Below are 16,193 nucleotides of genomic sequence, written 5' to 3' on the forward strand. Positions count from 1 at the left end.
TACTGGTGCTTTGAAGAAGTTCGCTCAGGCCGCCCGCACGAGCCTGATAAAGCAGGTTTCCGCGCGTCTGGAGTTTGTTCTCGCAGAAGGCAGCGTCGCGCGCCGTGAAGCGTCGGCCGCCGTGAAGGAACTGGAAAAGGAAATAGCATCCGCCGGCCGGGAGCAGATCGTCGAGAAGGTTGCCTACACTTGGTTCAACCGCTTCACCGCTTTGCGCTTCATGGATGCAAATGGCCATACCACCATCAAGGCCGTAACGCCCGCTGAGGGCCAGACGCGTCCGGAACTGCTGGCGGAAGCCGCAGCCGGACATCTGGAAGACGCCATGTCGAAGGCGGCGCGCGAAGAGGTTGCCGCGCTGCTGGATGGTCGACGCACGAGCCAGGACCCGCAGGGCGAAGCCTACCGATTTCTCCTCGTCCATGTCTGCAATCAGTGGCATGGCGCCATGCCCTACCTGTTCGAAAAGATCGACGATTATTCCGAATTGCTGATGCCGGAGGATCTGCTCTCGCAGACCTCAGTCCTTGCCGATCTGCGTAAGGTGATGACGGACGAGGCATGCCAGGACGTCGAGATCATCGGCTGGCTTTATCAGTTCTACATCTCGGAAAAAAAGGACCAGGTCTTCGCGGGGCTAAAGAAGAACCAGAAGATCACGGCCGAAAACATCCCGGCCGCCACGCAGCTCTTCACCCCGCACTGGATCGTGCGCTATTTGGTAGAGAATTCGTTGGGGCGGCTCTGGCTGCTGAACAGACCTGGAAGCCGTCTGTCGGAGAAGATGGACTATTACATCGAGCCGGAAGAGCCCGGAACGGATTTCCTGCGCATTTCGAAGCCGGAAGAGATCAAGATCTGCGACCCCGCTTGCGGCTCGGGGCACATGCTGACCTATGCCTTCGATCTTCTCAATGCCATCTACGAGGAAGAAGGATACGAGGCGACCGAAATCCCGGGCCTGATTCTGAAGCATAATCTGACAGGGCTGGAGATCGACGACCGCGCCGGCGCGCTGGCAGCCTTTGCCCTTTCAATGAAGGCGGCGGCGAAGCTAGGGCGGCGGCGGTTTCTGCGGATGGAGGTGAAGCCTGACATCGTCGTACTGCAGAACGTCACCTTCACCCCGGCCGAGATGACGGATGTGTCCGCAGTGGTGGGCCGTGACCTGTTCACGGATGAGCTGCGCGAGACGCTGACGCAGTTCAGCCAAGCGAAGAACTTCGGCTCGCTGATCGTGCCGAGGCTGCGCGATCCGGCCGAAACGCTCCGGGTCGTTGAGGCGCGGGACTTCGGCTCCGACCTGCTGCTCAAGGAGGTGCAGGCGCGCGTGCTCGCCCTGCTGCGCATGGCCGTCGCGCTGTCGCCGAAGTATCACGTCGTCGTGGCCAACCCGCCATATATGGGCGGCAAAGGGATGAACGGGAGGCTCGGCGATTTTGCGAAGGCAAAATTCCCAGACAGCAAATCCGACCTGTTCGCAATGTTCATGGAGCGGGCGCTGGCCTTGGCATTGCCAGCAGGCATGACAGCGATGATCAATATGCACTCATGGATGTTCTTGTCGTCATTCGAAAAACTACGCGGAAAAATATTATCAAAAGCTACCATTTTGACGATGGCGCACCTCGGAGAGCGCGCCTTCGACTCCATTGGCGGCGCAGTTGTCTCAACTACCGCATTTGTATTGCGAGCAAGCAGTGAAGTAAGCCACAAAGGCGAATACGTCCGATTGATTGACGGTCGGTCGGAGGCTGCGAAGTCAAAGCTTTTGATGCAAGCGGCGAAGAATTCACTGCCCGAATTAGTTCACAGAACCTCTTCAGAGAAATACTTTACCGTTCCCGGAAACCCCATCACCTATTGGCTTTCGGATGACACTTTCAAACTGTTCCGCGACTCAAAAAAACTCGCAGACATCTTCAAGCCAAAAGTGGGTCTAAACACGACTGACAATGGTCAATTCCTTCGACTCTGGCAGGAGGTATCCCAGAAAAAAGCCGGTTACGGGTTTCCCAGTTCTGAAGAAGCCAAAAATTCAGGCTTGAAATGGTTTCCATACAACAAGGGCGGAAGCTATCGACGTTGGTATGGAAACTTCGATTACTTCCTGAACTGGGGCAATGACGGTCAAGACATCAAATCCGCTATCGCAAACGATCCTGCAAAGCAGGCGGGTGGACGCGTAGTAAATGAAGATTGTTATTTTCTGCCATCTTTGTCGTGGTCACTTGCTGGCGCCAAGACATTTTCGGTTCGGTTCTCTCCTAAAGGGGCCGTTTTCGACGTTGGTGGCTCATCAATTTTTCCGGATAGAGGCACTGCAATGTGCCTTTCGGCCTACCTTTGCAGTTCAGTTTCGAATTATTTCATGGCTGCTATGAACCCAACATTTAATTTCCAAGCGGGGAACGTTGCCGCGCTACCGATTCTACCAGAAGCATTGAGCTCGAACGCAGCCGCTTCAAAAGCGAATGGACTGATTGAGGCTCACAAATCTGACTGGGACGCCTACGAAAGCTCGTGGGATTTCACCACACTCCCGCTGCTCTCCCCCGATCACCGGGCAAAAACGCTGGAAGCTACCTACATTCGCCTGCGCGCCCACTGGCAGGGCATGACGGAAGACATGCAGCGGCTGGAGGAAGAGAACAACCGCATCTTCATCGACGCCTATGGTCTTCAGGACGAGCTGACCCCCGAGGTGCCGATCGAGGAGATCACGCTGACTTGCAACCCGGCCTATCGCTATGGCGTGAAGGTTTCAGAGGAAGAGCGCGAGACGCGTCTTCGTGCCGAAACAATTGCCGAATTCCTGCACTATGCTGTGGGCTGCATGTTCGGCCGCTACAGCCTCGATGCGCCGGGCCTGATCCTCGCCAATGAGGGCGAGACGCTTGCGGATTATATTGCGCGCATCCCGGAGCCGAACTTTATGCCGGATGAAGACAATGTCATCCCCGTGGTGGATGGCGAGTGGTTCTCTGACGACATCGTCGAGCGGTTCCGGAAATTCATGCGAGTGACCTTTGGAGAAGAGAAACTCCACGAGAACCTGGCTTTTGTCGAGAATTCACTCGGTAAGGATATCCGTCGCTGGTTTACCAGGGACTTCTTTGACTACCATGTCCGCCGTTACAAAAAACGCCCGATCTACTGGATGTTCTCCAGCCCCAAGGGCAGCTTTAACGCGCTGGTTTATATGCACCGCTATCGTCCGGACACGGTTTCCATCGTGCTGAACGATTATCTGCGCGCCTTCATCACCAAGCTTCAGGGGCACCTGGCTGTGCAGGAGCGGCTGGAATTGGATGCCTCCGCCGCGCCTTCGCAGCGGGCAAAGGCGCAGAAGGAGATCTTGGCCACGCGCAAAATTATCGACGAGTTGTCCGAATGGGAGCGGGATGTCATCTACCCGCTGGCGCAGCAGCGGATCGAGATTGACCTCGACGACGGCGTAAAGGCCAACTACCCGAAGTTTGGCACGGCCTTGAAGAAGATCGCCGGACTGGAGGCGCCCGATGAGTGATCGCGTTACAGCGACACTCACCCGGCTGTTTGCCGATCATCGCATCGTCTTTTGGTACGATGGGGCGCGAGACATGCGCGATGTTTTTGATGCCGCCGTGTTGTCCAAGGTTACCAAGCTGGAGATCGCAAACAACGAATTCGGCCTGAAATACCAAATGTTGAAGCAGAATCCGGATCAGAAATTTCTGCTTTACAGGGATGGTCCGGAGCCGCCGATGGAGCAGAACTGGCTTCTGGATATCCAGCTTGCCGCGGGGATATTCAAGGCTGACCGCGTTAGCGACCTGCTGCTCGAACTTGGCTTCCCGCCGCGTTTCGACCCGGTCATTCGGGACCACACCGAGTTCTACAAGTCGCGCGGCCGCGTCGAGGCTTTGAAGCAAGCCACCGAGATGAAAGATATGCGGGCTGTTCGCAGACGCATGCTTGCCATCTGCGCCAACGCGAGTGGCGGGCTCGACACTGTCGTTGAAGCGCTTCTTGCGGATATGGCCTCGGAGAAGGATGAGCGCATAAAGCTTATCGAGCGCAGCAACCTCTCGGAGTTCCTGTGGGACGAACTCGGCCGCGTTTACGGTTATGCAGCGGCAAACCCCAGCGTCGAGGATCTGGCGCTGACTCTGTTCAAGTCCTGTTATCGCATCGCGCTCGGCGAGACCGGATCGATGAATGCCGAGGCGGTGCTGCTCTTCCGACGATGGAAAAACGATCGCAATGGCGCGATAGCCTTCGAGGTGCTCTCGGAACGCTATGCGGACGTTCTTGGGATAGAACAGGATCTCGGCAAGCACGACTTCCGGCATTTGCTAGGCCTCGACTACTTCGAAGCGGTGGACCGCCAGGTGATCCGGCAGGTGGTGCATGCCTTGAGCACCCAGACGGCCAGCCCTCCCGATGTCATGCGCTGGATCCGTGAGCGCCGCCAGAGCCACTGGTATGACCGCTATGCTGACATCTATCAGGCAATCGACTACGCTGCTCAGTTCCAACTTGCCCTAGCCGAAGCCACCCTCGGTATGACCAATGCCGCGGAAGGGTTCAGGAAATATGCGGCCACGTGGTTCCGGATCGACCAGCTTTACCGCAAGTTCGTCTATCACATGCAGAAGAGCGGCCAGCAGGGATTGCTCGGCGAACTCTTCAATGTGATCGAAAATCGCTATTCGACCAGCTATCTCCTTGCCGTAAACGACGCTTGGCAGGACCAGATCGCCAAGATGTCGGATTGGCAGATTCCGGGCGCGGAGCGGCAGATCGAGTTCTATCGCCGGGAAGCAGCGCAGTATCGTCGGAAGGATCAAAAGGTCGCGGTCATTATTTCCGATGCGCTGCGTTACGAGGTGGCCGACGAACTGCTGTCGCGCATCAAGGGGCTGAATCGTTTCGATGCGGACCTGACCGCCATGCTCGGCGTATTGCCAAGTTATACGCAGCTCGGCATGGCCTCCCTGTTGCCGAACAAGGCATTGCGGATTGCTGAAGATGATACTGCGTTGGTGTTCGAGACTGACTTGCCGACACAAGGGCTAGCCGCTCGCGAGAAGGTTCTCTCGTTCGGTCGCGAAGGAGACCGTGTGAAGGCTCTGAAGGTCGAAGACGTGGCTGCGATGCGGGTCGACGAGGGCAAGGAATTGTTCCGTGAGCACGACGTCGTCTACATCTATCACAACCGGATTGATGCTATTGGCGACAACCGTACGACGGAAGAAGACCTTCCGAAGGCCGTCGAGGCTACCCTTGAAGAGATCGTGACACTTGTCCGGAAGCTCACAAGCGCGAACTTCTCGAACATCCTGATCACGGCCGATCACGGATTCCTCTATCAGCACCGAGCGCTTGAGGAGTCAGACTACTCTCAGGCCGAGATTGAGGGCGGGACGGTCCTCGCGCGAACCCGGCGCTTTGTGCTTGGCACCAACCTGCCGGAAACGCCCGGCATGAAGAAGTTCACGGCCCAGCAGCTTGGTCTCGCAGGCACTGTTGAGGCGCTTATCCCGAACTCGATCAATCGGCTCCGCCTCAAGGGCTCCGGCAGCCGATATGTTCATGGCGGGGCGAGCCTTCAGGAGGTGGTCGTTCCGCTACTGAGGGTGGGCAAGAAGCGCGAAGCAGACCTTGGGCAGGTGGAGGTGCAAGTCATCACGGCAGGCAAAAACCAGATCACCTCCGGCCAAATTGCGCTCGTCTTCTATCAGGCCCAGGCCGTGACCGAAAAAATGCTCCCCCGTGAACTACGGGTCGGCTTCTATTCCGAATCCGGCGAACTGATTTCCGACGAGTTTGACCTTGTGTTCGACATCCGGGCCGACAATCCGCGCGACCGCGAGATCACGCGCAAATTCCTTTTCTCGCGGGTGGCAGACAAGTACAACAACCAGGATGTGTTCCTGAAATTGCGCGAGCGCGTCGGCAAGACCTCGCATTTTCAAGACTATGGTAGCCAGCGCTTCCAGCTCAAGCGGGGCATAGCCGCTGACTTTGACTTCTGAGGATCAAGACCGTGAGCGATCTCAACGCCAAGATCAATGAACACTTCTCCGGCTACGTCGTCCGCAAGGATTTGGTGAAGGCGGTCAAGGGGAATGCGATCGTCCCGACTTATGTTCTGGAATACCTTCTGGGGCAGTACTGCGCGACGGACGACGAGGCTTCGATCCAGACTGGCATTGAGACGGTCAAGGAGATCCTACGGAAGCACTATGTCCATCGCAGCGAAGCGGGCCTCGTTCAGTCGCGCATCAAGGAAACCGGCCGATACAAGGTCATCGATCAGGTCAGTGTGTCCCTGAACGAGAAGACCGACAGTTACGAGGCCGTCTTCGATAATCTCGGCATCAAGAAGGTCTCCGTCGATAGCCTTACGGTGAAAGCGCACCCGAAGCTCCTCGTCACGGGGGTTTGGTGCATTGCAGACGTGCAGTACGAATACACTGAGGATGCGCGTATATCGCCGTGGATCATTGAAAGCATCAAGCCAATTCAAATTGCCCGGATCGATTTCGACGGTTACTGTGAGGCGCGGAAGGCCTTCAGCACCGACGAGTGGGTCGACGTGCTAATGCAGAGCATCGGATACAATCCCGATGCTTTTGGACGCCGGAGCAAGCTCCTGCAGCTCATGCGTTTGATCCCATATGTCGAGCGCAACTACAACATCATTGAACTAGGGCCCAAGGGGACCGGAAAGTCGCACATCTACTCCGAGTTCTCGCCGCACGGTCAGCTCATATCAGGCGGCGAGGTGACGGTTCCCAAGCTGTTCGTGAACAACTCCAATGGCAAAATCGGCCTTGTGGGCTACTGGGATGTGGTGGCTTTCGACGAGTTTGCAGGTCGCGAGAAGACAGCAAACAAAGCTCTTGTCGACATTATGAAAAACTACATGGCCAACAAGAGCTTCTCTCGCGGGATAACCCCCATGGGAGCTGAAGCGAGCTTTGCCTTCGTCGGCAACACCGCGCACAACGTTCCCTACATGCTCAAGAACAGCGACCTGTTCGAGGAACTTCCACCGCAATTCCATGACTCTGCGTTCATTGACCGCCTTCACGCCTACCTGCCAGGCTGGGAGGTCGACGTGATCCGGAGTGAGATGTTTACGTCTGGGTATGGCTTCATTGTCGATTACATCGCAGAAATCCTACGTCACTTGCGTGCGGACGACCTGTCGAACCGCCACGAAGAGTTCTACACGCTGAGCCCTAAGATATCGACGCGAGACCGGGATGCGATCCATAAGACGATGTCAGGCCTCCTCAAGCTTCTGTTTCCGGCAGGAGGCCAGACGGAAGCGGAGGTCGAGGAGTTGCTCAAGCTCGCGATCGAAAGCCGTAAGCGGGTGAAGGATCAGTTGCGCCGCATTGACTCGACCTACCCGGAAACTGACTTCTACTATGCCGCCAAAGGCGGACAGCGAATTCAGGTGGTAACGGTCGAAGAGCTGGAGTTTCCGCAGTTTTATTACAAGCGCCTACCATCCGATCCGAGTGAGGCCGAGTCACCGAGCACACCGCTGGCGGAGGAATTTTCTCCTGCGGTACCGAGGTCAGCGCCAGCCGCTGCGGCAGTCGTGACAAGCGAGAGGGGGGCGAAGGAAGGCCACTTTGTATTCGCCGAAAACAGAAAAGGCGTCAGCTATGACAAGCTCTTCGCGGCCTACATGAAGGGAGCGACAAGGATCACTGTCACTGACCCATACATCCGGCTATTCTATCAGGCGCGGAACATGATGGAACTGATCGAGACAATCACGCGAGTGAAGGAGCCCGAAGATCAGGTGACGGTTCATCTCATCACTGTGCCGGATGATGGTGCCGTCGTTAAGCAACGGGAGTTTCTGGACGCGATCACCAGTGCCTGTACGGGCACTGGGATCGAGTTCACCTGGACTTATGATGGCACCGGTACCGCTCACGCGCGGCACATCATAACCGACACGGGATGGAAGATATCGTTAGATCGTGGACTGGACATTTTTCAGCAATATCCAATGAACGATGCGTTCAGCCTAGCAAATAGGCTGCAAGAGCATCGAGCAGTCAAGCAGTTTGAAATCACCTATCTAAGGCACTAATCGGCTTTCCGCTAAATCGCAACGCTGCGTCGAGGTATACACCACGGTCGAGTGGAAAGCTGTCCTGACGGCCAGCTCAATGTCCGCAGAATGCAAGCTCGTGCAGCGAGATAGAGCCGCGTTCCTTCACAGCATCAACGTGATTTCGGAGGTGCTCCATCTACTCGACAACCGGAAACATGCGGTCATGAATCAGAACTCTGTCTCTGCTATCGCGCTCTGCGGCTACAGCGGATAGTCGAACCTGACTACTTGCGTTTGGGCAAATGGATGTACTTAATCGCCTCGGATTTGGCGGCAGCCGTTTGCTTTGCCGTCTTTGCTTCGGCGACAAGAGATTCATATTGATTGGGATCGCCGAGCTTCTTTACCAATTCCGGCACGATTGACGACCCAGGGTGCACATCGGCTATCTCAAGCAAGGATTGAGCGCGACGCAGATAGCGGTATTGACCAACCGTTCCCTTGTAGAGCCCCATCGCCAGCAGGTACTCGAACTCGGCGCCTTTGGTCTTGAAGGATGGGAACGGCCAGTTCGGCAGCAACGAATTGAGATATGCACCGACAGCCGCACTGGCCGCCTGGCTGGCAACCGAAGCCTGTGCAGCTTCCTTTTTCGACCGCCGATCGGTGAGCGTGCCGTCATAAGAGCTGATCTCCCATGCCTTCGCGCAGTCCGCACAATCAAGCTCGTATGTCTCAGACATACGAGACCATGGGTTGTCAGGCGTCTCCACGACCTGTTGCACATGTCCTTTGCCGCAAGGGCAGATGGCTAGATTGTAGGTATCGGTCTCCCAGGTGCCCATATGACTTCTCTCCATAACAGGAACAAGGCGAATCTCGCGATCGGTCAGATTGCTGTCATCTCGGAACCCGGTCAATGACAACGAAGCCTAGCCTGAAGCTAATGTCGCGGAAACTTCGCGGCCCAGCGCTAGACGCCCAGAACGGAGCCTGGGACCCTGGAAGTTTCCGGTCCAGTTCATCGAGCCTGAGGGTGTTGATGTGCGTGGTTCCTTCGATGACGGCGTAGATGACGCCCGCATCCCGCAGGCGAACGCTCCCGCCCGGGCGAAGTTGGTGATCCCGCAAAGCCGTTGAGGAGCGGTCCAGATCACCTCCCGTAGCGAGAAACGCAAGGTGCAGTCCACGCCAATCCGCCAAGTTGTGGGTGGTGAAGAATTTAGGCGACTCGCGTAGATCCTACGTCGCCTTCCCATCCCAAACCCGGAGCAGACATGATCGGCGGACTATTGAAACTGGTATTCATGCTGGGCACCAAGAGCGTCCGCGTCTGGGAATGGGACAACGCCGGCGTCTCCAAGCCACGACTGCCCAACAATCCGGATTGGGGATGCCTTGCGAACGAGCGTCCGCGTCTCCATTTTTCAGGTTGGGAGCTCGCACACGCGATCGCGAAGGCCGACTTCCTCAACAACACCAACCCACTGCTCCCTGGGCTGGCATTCCTGATGCAATCCTGTGTCATCTTAGACGTGCATAGTTCGAATCTCAGGGTTGTCGACGACATCTCGGATGTCCTCAACGATTTCGCTTTCACCAGCTTCAACGGTCGCATCGCCCAAGGCATCGCGATGCTTTTTGCAAACCAGCGCGGCTACGTCTTCACCGGACACCTTAGCTCGGATCCCGCAGTTCCCAAGGGCGTTCAGGCAGCGGATTTCATATTCGAAAACGCGGCAAAGGATCGTATGATCCTCGAGTCCAAGGGGTCGTTCTCGCAGGAGACGAACAATCCGACAAAGGTCAAAACTGTTCTGAAGGCGGCCCTAAAGGATCAGGTCGAGCCGTGGCTTGCGAAGATTTCGCCGCCAGCGGCGAAAGGGTTCGTCACCTACACTTGCATTCGGGAACGCAGCCAGATGGAGGATTCCGCTCTCATCTTTGTCGATCCCAGTGGACTGCCCGGCGACGAGCCGCTGGAACTCGATCCGACCTGGGTGCGGCGACGAAATTACGCGGGCTGGCTGCACGTCATGGGGTTCTCCTCTGCAGGATCCCGTCTGCGGCAGGATGAGCGCGATGTCGAGGACTATATCCTACCCGTTTTCCGGGTCGGCCAGTACAAGGTGGCGCTTGCGGCCGCTTGGGATCCGCACGAGGCCTGGCATGGCTTCGGCATCGAGACGTCGACGCTTCGGCGGCTTGAGAATCTGGCTAGGGGAGATGTGTCTCAAGTCCTGGAGTTCACCGGACTGTTCGAGGGTTTGATCGATGATCGCTCGCGCGTTGAACGAGAGCTCCTGGGAAGCCTTATGCCGGACGGCACTTACTTTGGTCGAGTAGACGACGCCGATTTCCTTGGATTCGAAACCTTCCAGCTCTGATACGGGATCGCCGTCGCCCTTGAACGAGTTTGATGTCCGGCTTTGCATCGACTTGATTCAACTTGAAACGGTTGCCTCCCAAGGTATCTCGTGCGCTCTCCTCACGTTGTTCGTCACGGCGTAGGATGCAAGTCCGAAGGGGAGCGGTTTGCGTTGCGCAAGGCATCCTCCACGTCCTCGAACGGCGCACGATGGCGAGCGGCCGAATGTTTCCACGTTCGCGGGCAGGCTGTCTTCGGTCAAATCCTCGAAGAGCGGTGACCACCCCACCCGCAGAAGTGCCATCATTCGCCGGCCGAAGGACCTCATTCTATCCTTGTTGGAACGATGCGAACCGTATCGTATTAGGCTTCGCAATTCTGATCATTAATCAAAACAACCGTGCACAAGGCAATCCGCCGGATGCAACCCAGGCTGGCCGAGGTTATGTACTTCGATACGGCCTGCTTCAGTTGCAGCCACGCGAAATTACGCTCAGGGGAAGAGCACGTCGATGACGACCTGGAAACGCCGATTTAGAAGAAAACTCAGGAAGCATGGCCTCGCCTGGTGGAGGCGTGCGTTTCCTCTCGATTTTCCTCCACGGAAACGAAAAGCCGGAGGTCCGCCGTCTCAACTGAGGGACTATCTGAATTACTACAGGAGGCTGAAGTCCCCGGGGTTCGCCGTCATGGTCACTGGCGAGTGGGGCGTAGGCAAGACGCATCAGGTCAAGCGCGCCTTGGACGAGGACGAGTTCCATTACATTTCGCTCTACGGTTTGCGGACAGCAGACGAACTCCGCTCGGCCGTATTCGCCAAGATGTACCCCACGCGGCACCGCATCAAAAGCTTTGTGGGGGAAGCCAAGCAGGCATTGCGTGATGCAAGCGGCCTCTTCTCGTTTGGAAGCCTGACTCCGGCTCTGTTCGGCGCTTTCCTCGAGCAGGGCGTCACCAACGAATATGTACTTGTGTTCGATGATCTCGAACGGAGCCTGATGCCCCGGAAGATCCTGCTAGGCGTCATCAACCACTACGTCGAGCATTCTGGTTGCCGCGTCATCGTGATTGTCCACGACGGAAAGGTGCTCGACTCCTATTTCAAGGATTCGAAGGAGAAGCTGTTCGGTCAGACCATTCAGGCAACTCCGCAGATCGACCATGCGATCAGGGCATTCCGGAAGCCAGTCGAAGGAACAAAGTTCGGCGGGTTCATCGATCCGTTTATTGACGACATCCTGAATATCTTCGCGAGTTCGGGTGCGCAATCTCTGCGCATCTTGAAATATGCAATCGAGGATATTCGGCGTTTCTACGAGGTTGTCGACGAAAAGCATCGGGCCAGCGCCGATGCAATGGCCGAATGCGTGGCCATGATGACGGTCTTCGCCATCGAAACGCGAAACGGGACGCTGGAGCCGGGCGACCTGGTGGATCGCATGAGATCGAAACGTGGGGAAGCCCAGTCGGCTCTAGCGACGGCTTCGGAGCGCTACCAGCTTGTGGATCTGGCGAGCCAGACCCTACAGGACGACCTTCTCGTGCAGATGTTCGTAAAGGGGGTTTTCGATCCTGCCGCGATCAGGAATTCCCTCGAACACAGCCGCCACTTCCTTGTTCCCGCGGACGCGCCTGCATGGCGGACTGTGATGGAATTTGACAATCTTGATGACCAGACTGTCCAGACGGCGGTCAACGAGATGAGCAGGCAATTCGAAGAGCTGGAGCCGCTTGGCGTGGGCGAGATCCTTCATGTCCTTGCTCTCCGGCTGATGATGGCGGAACAGGGGATCTCAGGGATGACTCCGGACGCGTCCGTGACTGAGGCCAACGCCTACATCGATGCGATGCATGCGAAGGGGCAAATCCCGCCAAGAACACTGTCGTATGACTGGCGCCTGGAGCGCTATTCTTCACATGATGGAACCGGTTTCTGGGTCTCGGACGATATGAGGCCATTCTTCAGCCAGATCGTGAGCCACCTGCGCCGCGTACAGGAGGACGCGTTGGACAAATGGCTGATCGAGCAGGCCCCCGTCATCATCGAACTCCTGAACGATGGCAAGGAATTCTTCGAGAAATTCGTTCAGACTTACAAAGGAAACAACACGTTCGCCCATGTGGCTGCCCTCGATAAGATCTCGCCGGAGGTGTTTGTTGCTGCATTTCTCAATGCGCCGAGGAGCGGCTGGTACTGGATCGGAAATGCCATCGATCAACGATATAAGTCGTCATTCCAGGTGACCGATCTCGCCCGCGAAAGGCCATGGGCCAAAGAAGTCGTCAGACTTCTTGCCGAAGAGTCGGCGAAGCTCGAGGGACTCGCCAAGTTCAGATTGCTGCGTGCCATTCCCAAGGCAGTAGATGCAGAAGAGCCGATAGTTACGACCGTTGCCGCCCTCGAACTCGATAATCTCGAGCGCGACTCGGAATCCGTTCAGGAGGTTGATTTGCCACGCCCGAAGCGTCCGAGGTCATCACGTAAGCCAAGGGCGAGTGATGACGATACTGTCACCTAGGGGGTTAGCCACACGTCGCCCCCAACGTCGCTCGGCTTCGTCGTCGTACGGGCGTTTATGCCGATCGGCCGGACGACAGGAGATCGGCAGAGGAGCGGCGACGGCTGACGCGCCCGAAGGGGACGGCTGTCACGTTTTGCGGTGTCAGAGCAGGTTGGCCGCGGAAGTCCTTGAGACAGAACTGAGAGAATATCTACATGAATTTCTCCAAACTATGCGCCGAGAATTGTTGACAGTCGCAATCAGCGTGGCATCCTGTCTTAGTTCGAATATCGCGAGACCAAAATGGACGAAAAAAGAGAGAAGTTCGTAAAGCTTGCGGAGGGCCGTACGCAGGCTGCATTGGATGCCATCCGGAAGATCGGCAATCTGTCGAACCGTCGCGCCTACGAGTTCGATGATGGTGACGTGAAGAAAATCATCAAGGCGCTCCGGGATGCCGCATCGGAACTTGAGCGGAAATTCGGAACATCGGGTGTGTCCGAAAAAGACGTCTTCAAGCTGTAGGAACCGTCTATGAGCTACGAGCGCCTGACTATCGAGGATGACAGATTCCTGATCAATCGGATGATTGGGCAGGCTCCTCGCCATACCTTGGTCCGCGAGTTCTTTATGAATGCTCAGGAGAGCGCCTCGCTTGCACCGGAAGGGCGACGGCTAGTCCGCATCTATCCTACGGTCATCGAGGGGGTGCGGAAGCTCACCTTCTGGAACACCGGGCCAGGAATGGACGCGACCGAGCTACGGACGGCGACGAACATTTCTGCGTCGATCAACAAGCAGATGTCCCTGAAGGGAAACTTTGGGATCGGGGCAAAGGTCTCAGGCCTTACAGTCTCGCCCGCGGGTATCCGTTATCGCTCCTGCAAGAATGGCGTCGTGCACGAGGTTACGATCGGATACGACGAGGAAGCTGAAACGTTCGTTCGGTTCACTTTCGATGTGCAGGGGAGGCAAGAATCCGTCTTCGATGTAAGCTACACGCTGCGACACTCGGTTGACCTGGCCCCGGATTGGACAGAGGTCGTCCTGATGGGCGAGGACGACGATCATGACACAATTCTGGAGCCTGTAGGGAAAGGTATCAGGGTCGACCGGAGCTACGTTGCAACGCAGATATTTCGGCGCTTTGCGGAATTTCGCCCGGGCGTGAAGGTCATGCTGGATGTCTCAATGACAAAGGGGGGCGGCAAAGATGAAACCGGAAGAACCCGAACGCTCAAGACGTTGCAGGAAGTTGTTCCATCTCTTCCTAAAGCAGAAATCATCACGTGCGTTGAAACCGGGATCAAGGTTCAGTACATCCATGACCCTAAGCATCAGAGTTACAGCCACTCCATCAGTGCGCTAAACAACCCCGCCACGTCGTCGACCACATTCTGCGCGCTCGTTCACAAGGGAGAAAGATACGATTTCCGCACTGGCAAGAAGTGGTCCGCGGTAGCGCCAAACTACGGCATTCCCTTCGGCTCGACCGTTCTCACTGTCGAGATCTATCTTCCGGATGACGACGCGCTCCCCAACCAGTACCGCGACGCGCTCACGACGGTCGAAGAGCGGAATCCTATTTCAACGGACGACTTCGCGGGCAGTGTGCGTGAGCTCATGCCCGAGTGGGTGAAGGACGTGATCCGAGAGGCTCATCCGCCCCGTGACGAAAACCTCGACGATCTGCAGAAGGATCTACAGAAACTTCTGGACGAGTTCCGCCTTCCGACGACCACCTACGTCAAGTCTCTGAAAGCTCCGGATCGCACGGACGACAGCGATCCTGGGCTTGATGAAGCACGCTCCGCTGCCGTAGAACCCATCGATGACGAGGAGGGCCGTTTCCTCCGCGGCGAAAGAAGTGGCGGACAGCGGGCAACGGACAAGAAGGTCCGCAAGGCACCCGAAGGCGCCAAGCTTTCAAAAGAGGCCCAGGCCCTCGAGAGGGCACCGACCATCGAGATTCTGGATGATCCGACCGAGATCGACGAGAAGCAGATGAAGGGGCGTGCCGGACGGTACTACAAAGATGCACAGACCCTTTTCATCAACGGCCTCTATTCTGCAGTGGAGCGAATGACTGCGGAGCTCGAAGTTCTCTTCGCCGGACAGATGGAAGCCGAGGAACTGAGAAGGATCATTTTACGGGCGGCGCAGCGTTCAACGGCTTTTCGCGTAGGCAAGGCGACATGTTTCGCGATCAGCAAACGGCTGGTCGATGGATGGTCGCTTGAAGACCTCGATCGCGCCACCTCACCGGAGTCGCTCTCCCTCGCTGCGGACGATTATCGCCAGAGCATGACCGCAGCGCGAAAGTGGGTCGGCGCCGAACTCAAGATCCAGGGACTTGCAGCAGAAGACGTCGAAACCGTCTGAGGGGCAATCGTGAGATCGGTTGTCGGCATCGACGCCGCCTGGACTGTACGCCAGCCGAGCGGGATCGCAATCATCTCCGACAACGGCCGTGGTTGGCGGCTGATAGCTGTCGCCGCTTCCTACGATGCATTCCTGAGCCGCGCAGGTGCCGATCCAATTGCGCGGCACAGAGGATCAATGCCAGAAGCTTCCTCACTGATCACCGCAGCCAACAGAAAGGTGGGTGCACAAGTCGATCTTGTTGCCATCGATATGCCGTTGTCCCTGTCGCGAATCGTTGCCCGCAGGAGTTCGGATAACATGATTTCGGCGGTCTACGGTGCCAGGCATGCAAGCACACATACGCCGAGCGCCGAGCGACCAGGCAGGCTCAGTGACGAACTCCGGACCGGTTTCGAGATCGCCGGATATCCGTTGGCCGTATCGGAACTGAATGGACCAGCTCTCATCGAAGTCTATCCCCACCCAGCACTTATCGAGCTTGCCGCAGCCGATCGCAGGCTCCCCTACAAACAATCGAAAATAAGTAAGTACTGGCCCGACATCAGTTCCGCCGATCGGCGGGCGAACCTGCTGCAGACGTGGGGACGGATACTCGAGCTGCTTGACGCCAGGATTCCAGGAGTCTTAGACGCGCTGCCGTTGCCGCCGATCGACGCTCAGGGGCATGAGCTCAAGGCGTTTGAGGACGCGCTCGACTCGATCGTGTGCGCTTGGGTCGGAGCCTGTGCACTAGATGGTCGTGCGATTGCGTATGGCGATCAAGACTCCGCCATCTGGGTGCCGGAAGCGCTTTGAAGATTGGAGGCCCGTTTTCCTGCAAGAGAAGCCTTACGGGAGGCTAAGGCCGACTTTTTGGCGGAGGTCATCCGCA

The 16,193-nt window shown here is 56.8% G+C and carries 9 protein-coding genes; 8 read left to right on the forward strand and 1 reads right to left on the reverse strand.

The annotated features are described in order from the left end of the window. Positions 1-10: 10 nt before the first annotated feature. The 3 genes from pglX to brxL are packed head-to-tail and all read left to right on the forward strand — an operon-like array spanning position 11 to position 8,104. A complete protein-coding gene (pglX, locus tag ATY76_RS24590; protein ID WP_245310064.1) occupies positions 11-3,529 on the forward strand; it encodes a BREX-1 system adenine-specific DNA-methyltransferase PglX in 3,519 nt (1,172 codons plus the stop codon). Beyond that, a complete protein-coding gene (gene pglZ / locus ATY76_RS24595; RefSeq protein ID WP_088677290.1) occupies positions 3,522-6,020 on the forward strand; it encodes a BREX-1 system phosphatase PglZ type A in 2,499 nt (832 codons plus the stop codon). The genes pglX and pglZ overlap by 8 nt, the downstream gene beginning before the upstream one ends. Positions 6,021-6,031: 11 nt before the next feature. After that, a complete protein-coding gene (gene brxL / locus ATY76_RS24600; RefSeq protein ID WP_088677291.1) occupies positions 6,032-8,104 on the forward strand; it encodes a BREX system Lon protease-like protein BrxL in 2,073 nt (690 codons plus the stop codon). 248 nt (positions 8,105-8,352) lie between these two features. Here brxL and ATY76_RS24605 read toward each other — a convergent pair whose 3' ends face one another. Next, positions 8,353-8,913 carry a hypothetical protein gene (locus ATY76_RS24605; RefSeq protein WP_088677292.1) on the reverse strand — a complete coding sequence of 187 codons (561 nt, stop codon included), beginning with the start codon at positions 8,911-8,913 and terminating at the stop codon, positions 8,353-8,355. A gap of 432 nt (positions 8,914-9,345) precedes the next feature. Here ATY76_RS24605 and ATY76_RS24615 point away from each other — a divergent pair, with 432 nt between their 5' ends. The 5 genes from ATY76_RS24615 (at position 9,346) to ATY76_RS24635 (ending at position 16,117) form a co-directional block, all read left to right on the forward strand. Next, entirely contained in the window at positions 9,346-10,455 is a 1,110-nt protein-coding gene (locus ATY76_RS24615) for a hypothetical protein (RefSeq protein WP_088677294.1), read from the forward strand. A 493-nt stretch (positions 10,456-10,948) separates the two neighbouring features. Beyond that, positions 10,949-12,955, forward strand: a complete 2,007-nt coding sequence (locus ATY76_RS24620; protein WP_348627530.1) for a P-loop NTPase fold protein — start codon at positions 10,949-10,951, stop codon at positions 12,953-12,955. 285 nt (positions 12,956-13,240) lie between these two features. Then, positions 13,241-13,462 (forward strand): hypothetical protein, encoded by a 222-nt coding sequence (locus tag ATY76_RS24625; RefSeq protein WP_088677296.1) that lies wholly within the window; start codon positions 13,241-13,243, stop codon positions 13,460-13,462. A 9-nt stretch (positions 13,463-13,471) separates the two neighbouring features. Next, the gene (locus tag ATY76_RS24630; protein WP_088677297.1) at positions 13,472-15,319 is read left to right on the forward strand and encodes a hypothetical protein; all 1,848 of its coding nucleotides are present in this window, start codon (positions 13,472-13,474) and stop codon (positions 15,317-15,319) included. Positions 15,320-15,328: 9 nt separating this feature from the next. Next, positions 15,329-16,117, forward strand: a complete 789-nt coding sequence (locus ATY76_RS24635) for a DUF429 domain-containing protein (protein ID WP_088677298.1) — start codon at positions 15,329-15,331, stop codon at positions 16,115-16,117. Positions 16,118-16,193 lie beyond the last annotated feature (76 nt).

Source organism: Rhizobium sp. R339 (genome assembly GCF_002211395.1).
Lineage (GTDB): Bacteria > Pseudomonadota > Alphaproteobacteria > Rhizobiales > Rhizobiaceae > Rhizobium.